The 5,122-nt window shown below is 58.6% G+C and carries 5 protein-coding genes; all 5 read left to right on the top strand.

Going from position 1 to position 5,122, the window contains the following annotated elements; translation table 11 throughout:
• Window positions 1-168 precede the first annotated feature (168 nt).
• The 5 genes from AAAB16_RS06325 to AAAB16_RS06345 all read left to right on the top strand — a co-directional run bounded on the left by AAAB16_RS06325 (window position 169) and on the right by AAAB16_RS06345 (window position 4,688).
• Complete coding sequence (locus AAAB16_RS06325; protein WP_340662568.1) at window positions 169-1,134, top strand: helix-turn-helix domain-containing protein; 966 nt, start codon at window positions 169-171, stop codon at window positions 1,132-1,134.
• A gap of 165 nt (window positions 1,135-1,299) precedes the next feature.
• Entirely contained in the window at window positions 1,300-1,578 is a 279-nt protein-coding gene (locus AAAB16_RS06330; protein WP_340662569.1) for a type II toxin-antitoxin system prevent-host-death family antitoxin, read from the top strand.
• Window positions 1,575-1,949, top strand: coding sequence for a type II toxin-antitoxin system VapC family toxin (locus AAAB16_RS06335; RefSeq protein ID WP_340662570.1), 375 nt, complete (start codon window positions 1,575-1,577; stop codon window positions 1,947-1,949). Before AAAB16_RS06330 ends, AAAB16_RS06335 begins: the two co-directional genes overlap by 4 nt.
• Before the next feature lie 119 nt (window positions 1,950-2,068).
• The gene (locus tag AAAB16_RS06340) at window positions 2,069-2,869 is read left to right on the top strand and encodes a glucose 1-dehydrogenase (RefSeq protein WP_340662571.1); all 801 of its coding nucleotides are present in this window, start codon (window positions 2,069-2,071) and stop codon (window positions 2,867-2,869) included.
• Window positions 2,862-4,688, top strand: coding sequence for a glycoside hydrolase family 15 protein (locus tag AAAB16_RS06345; protein ID WP_340662572.1), 1,827 nt, complete (start codon window positions 2,862-2,864; stop codon window positions 4,686-4,688). The genes AAAB16_RS06340 and AAAB16_RS06345 overlap by 8 nt, the downstream gene beginning before the upstream one ends.
• The last annotated feature ends 434 nt before the right edge of the window (window positions 4,689-5,122 follow it).

A 5,122-nucleotide genomic window follows, 5' to 3' on the forward strand; every position in this document is an offset into this window, starting at 1 on the left:
CGCTACAGGTTTGCGCCACGGTCGACGCAACAACATAAGAAACAAACGGAACCAGAGATTCATAACGACGCCAATCAGTGTGGGATGGCGGCATCTTAGGTATTGCGCTCAGGTGCCAGCAGGTGCACAAATGACTTTTTCCATGCGAAAACCGCAACAGGTTCATTTATGCACGTCACCCTGCTCTTGGCCGATCACTGCTCTGCCGCCAGCGCCAATATCGCCCTGGAAGTGTTAAGTGCCGCCAACGGCTTTGCCGAGACCGAGCAACCGCTATTTGATGTAGTGACCGCTTCACTGGATGGCGCCAGTGTGACCTCGCAAACCGGCCAAGTAATGCAGGTGCATTGCGCTATCGACGCCATCGCCGACACCGACCTGGTGTTGATTCCCGGCTTCCTGTTCACCCTCAAACAAGCCTTACCGGCCTTCCCCGCCTATGCCGCCTGGCTTAACAACCAACACGCGGCGGGCGCCGTAGTGGCGTCGATGTGCACTGCGGCATTTATGCTGGCCGAAGCCGGTTTGCTAAACGGCCTGCACGCCACCACCCACTGGGCATTCGCCGACTACTTTCGCCGTCGCTATGGCCAGGTTCTGCTCGACGACGGGCAAATCCTTTGCGAAGACAACCGGGTTATCACCTCCGGCGGCGCCAGCGCGGCGATGGATTTGTTGCTGCACTTGGTACGCCGCTTTGCATCGCTGGAACTGGCGCAAACCTGCGGCAAGTACCTGCTTATCGACACTGTGCGCAGCGAACAGTCGGTGTACGTGATGTGGTCGCTGCCCAAAAGCCACGGCGATGCCGACATTCTGCGGGTGCAAAACTGGCTGGAAAAACACTTCGCCGAACCCCTGCTGATCGACAACCTGGCCGAACAATTTGGCTTTGGCGTACGTAACTTCAAACGCCGCTTTAAAGAAGCCACCGGCTATACGCCCATCGCCTACCTGCAAACCCTGCGCCTGGAAAAAGCCAAGCAACTGCTCGAATCCACGCGCATGAGCCTGGACAGCATCACCTACAAAGTCGGCTATGAAGACAGCAACTCGTTTCGCCGGTTGTTTCAGCAACGCGTCGGGCTATTGCCAGCGGCTTATCGCAAGCGCTTTCAGGTGCGCGAGGGCTGAGTCAGCCTGCTGCCGCACTAGTCCGAAAAACAGATAGGAAATTCAGAGATTGGTCCCTCGCACATCTCTTTCTTAGCTTGCAACACACACCGCAAAAAGCGCTTGCTTAGTTTACCCACCAAACTAAACTAACCAAACTCAACCAACCCTGATGGGACGCACCCCATGAGCACCGTAAAAAAGGACATCGCCACTGGCTTGGCGGTACACAACATTCATGAAGCGAAGACTCACCTGTCACGCTTGGTAGATGAGGTGGCTGAAGTGGGCGTTTCGATCATCATCGCCAAGGCTGGGCGGCCGATGGTCAAGATCGTGCCACTAGACGCGCCAACCAAAGGCAAGCGTCGGGGCTTTTTGGCCGGGTTAGGATTCACGTTCGACGCTGCCGCGTTTACCGCCATGGACAGCGAGATCGTTGATCTGTTTGAGGGCAAGGAATGAAGTATCTGCTTGATACCTGCGTCTTGATTTGGGCCGCTCTTGACTCGGCGGAACTCTCTGACGCGGCGAAAGCCATCATTGATGATGAAAACAACGAACTGTACTTCAGCCCTGCAAGCATCTGGGAAGCGGTGATCAAAGGTGACCGCATTGGCATACCAGCCGACCTTCTAAAACACAGCTTGGTAACTAACGGGTATCGGGAGCTGCTTGTCTCCTCGGAACATCCTTTGACGGTGGCCAATATTGTCACGGTGCACAAAGACCCGTTTGATCGTCTGCTATTAGCTACCGCCATCAAAGAAGGTATGCCGCTGCTGACCTCGGATGCAAACCTGATTGCCTACGGCCCTCCGGTGGTGGCGGTTTAATAAGGGCATACTCCTTCAAGCCGTCGTGGGCAGCTGCGTAAATACGACAGAAGCAAACCCCTGAACCTCTCCCCCGCCCACCGGTCAGCTTTTAAAGGCTGATTTGAAGAGAGGTAGGCATGCGTATTTCCTTGCAGGGGCAGGTAGCCCTGGTAACTGGCGCCAGTTCCGGGTTGGGCGCCGCAGCGGCCAGGGCGTTGGCATCCGCAGGTGCCAGTGTGGTGATCAACTACCACTCGCAGGCGGAACCGGCTGAAGCACTCGCGGCCGAGATCGTCGCAGAAGGCGGCCAGGCAATTGCCGTCGGCGCGGATATCTCGCAAGAAGATCAGGTTGAACGCCTGTTCGCACAAACCCTTAGCCGCTTTGGCCAGCTGGATATTTTGCTGGCCAACTCGGGGCTGCAAAAAGATGCGCCCATTACCGAGATGAGCCTGGCAGATTGGAACACGGTAATCGGCGTCAACCTTACCGGCCAATTTCTCTGCGCCCGCGCCGCGCTGCGCCAGTTTATTGCTCAGGGCATGCGCCCCGGGGTGTCCAAAGCCATGGGCAAAATCATTCATATGAGTTCGGTGCATCAGGTTATTCCGTGGGCCGGGCATGCCAATTACGCGGCGTCCAAAGGCGGCGTGGATATGTTGATGCGCACCCTTGCCCAGGAAGTCGGCGAGCTGAAAATTCGCGTCAATAGCATCGCCCCCGGCGCCATTCGTACGGCGATCAATGAAGAAGCCACCGAGGGCGCTGCACAGGCAAAACTGCTAGAGCTGATCCCCTATGGCCGCGTAGGCGAGGCCGAAGATGTGGCCAATGCTGTGGTGTGGCTGGCGTCTGATTTATCCGATTACGTGCACGGCACCAGCTTGGTGATTGATGGCGGCATGAGCCTGTATCCGGAGTTTCGTGACAATGGCTAAGCACACGGACGAGGCGCAAAACCCTATCGAAAACCACGGCATCATCGGCGACATGCGCAGCGCCGCCTTGGTGGCCGACACCGGCAGCATCGACTTCTTTTGCTGGCCGGATTTCGACAGCCCTTCGGTGTTCTGTGCCCTGCTCGACAGCAACGAAGCCGGGATTTTTCAGCTAGCCCCCGACCTACCAGACGCCCGTCGTGAGCAAATTTACCAGCCCGACACCAACGTGTTGCTCTCGCGCTGGATCAGCAAAGACGCGGTGGTGGAAATCACCGATTTGATGCCCATCGGCCAACACGCCGACGACCTGCCCCGCGTAGTGCGGCGCATCGAGTCACGCCACGGCAGCGCCACGGTGCGCATGCGCTGTCGGGTACGCCTGGACTACAGCCGCGCCACCATGCGCGTAGGTATGGACGGTGACACCGTCTGTTTTGAAGCCAGCGGCCAGCCCGGAATGCGCCTTTCAGCTACCACCGAACTACGGGTGGAGCGCGAGGCCGCCGTGGCTGAGTTCGCGCTCAAGCAGGGTGATGTGGTCGAATTCGTCTTGGGCGGCATCGACGACCCCAGCGTTAACGCGGGTCAGTGCCCACGCTATTTATTTGAAACCGTGGCGTTCTGGCGCCAATGGAGCGGGCAATCCAACTACCGCGGGCGCTGGCGGGAAATGGTCAACCGCTCGGCGCTGGCGCTCAAGCTACTCACCTCGCGCAAGCATGGCGGCATTATCGCGGCGGCCACGTTTGGCCTGCCGGAAACCATCGGCGGCGAGCGCAATTGGGACTACCGCTACACCTGGATTCGCGACGCCTCGTTTACCGTCTACGCCTTTATGCGCCTGGGTTACCAAGACGAAGCCAACGCCTTTATGCACTGGGTACACGGGCGCATGGGCGATTGCTGCGATGAAGCCAACACACTGGGCATTCTCTATGGCCTGGACGGTCGTGAAGAGCTGCCGGAAGAAAACCTGACGCACCTCGCCGGCCACGCCGGCTCCACGCCTGTACGCATCGGCAACGAGGCCTACACACAGGTGCAATTGGATATCTACGGCGAGCTGATGGACGCTGTGTACCTGGCCAATAAATACGGCAACGCCATTTCCCATGACGGCTGGCAAAGCGCGACACGGCTGGTGAACTACGTGTGCGAGCACTGGCGGGAAAAAGACGTCGGCATTTGGGAAATGCGCGGCGCCGACCAGCACTTCCTGCACTCGCGGTTGATGTCCTGGGTGGCGCTCGACCGCGCCCTGCGCCTGGCCTTCAAGCGCTCCCTGGCGGCGCCCTTCGACCGTTGGGTGAAAGAACGGCAAGCGATTCACGACGATATCTGGGACAACTTCTGGAACGCCGATCTCGGCCATTTTGTGCAATACCAAGGCGGGCGTAACGTCGACGCCGCCATGCTGCTGATGCCGCTGGTACGTTTCGTCGGTGCCAGCGACCCGCGCTGGCTGGCCACGCTGAAAGCCATCGAAAATACCCTGATGCGCGACGGTATGGTTTATCGCTACCGCAACGACGACAGCCACGACGACGGCCTTAGCGGCGACGAAGGCGCGTTCACCGCCTGCTCCTTCTGGTACGTCGAATGCCTGGCCCGCGCCGGCCAAGTGGAAAAAGCCCAGCTGGAATTCGAACAACTGCTGCGCTTTGCCAACCCCTTGGGCCTGTACGCCGAAGAGTTCGACGCCCACGGCCATCACCTGGGCAACACCCCGCAAGCCCTCAGCCACCTGGCCTTGATCAGCGCCGCCAGCTTTCTCAACCGCAAGCTCGATGGTGAGAAAACCTTATGGCAGCCGTAGGTAATCAGGCAACGGTGATGCCGTGGTGCGCGCAGCCCCCTACAACCACATCTCCCCGTAGGTTGGGTTGAGCAACGCGAAGCCCAACAAATTTGCCCCGCCCCCAATTGTTGGGCTTCCTTCGTCAACCCAACCTACGGGCTGTGCGCACCAGAGCGTCCTCCGGAATATCGCTTGGTGCGCATCGCACACCCTCCGAGCCAATACCCCCATGCCAGACACTTGTAATAGTTGTGACATAGGTGGTTTTTTGCGTTTGCTCTGGCTGTTGGTGCCGGATGTATTCGAGGCTAACCTGCGCGGCGTACTGCTACTTAAAAAATAAGGGACTATCTATGGTTTACCTGCGCCGCCTGCTCGGCCTGCTGTTGGTGTTACTGAGCCTTCCGGCTTCAGCTGAGTTCGTCACCGTGATCACCTTTGGCGGCGCGGTA

It is taken from the genome of Pseudomonas sp. (genome assembly GCF_037994325.1).
GTDB lineage: Bacteria > Pseudomonadota > Gammaproteobacteria > Pseudomonadales > Pseudomonadaceae > Aquipseudomonas.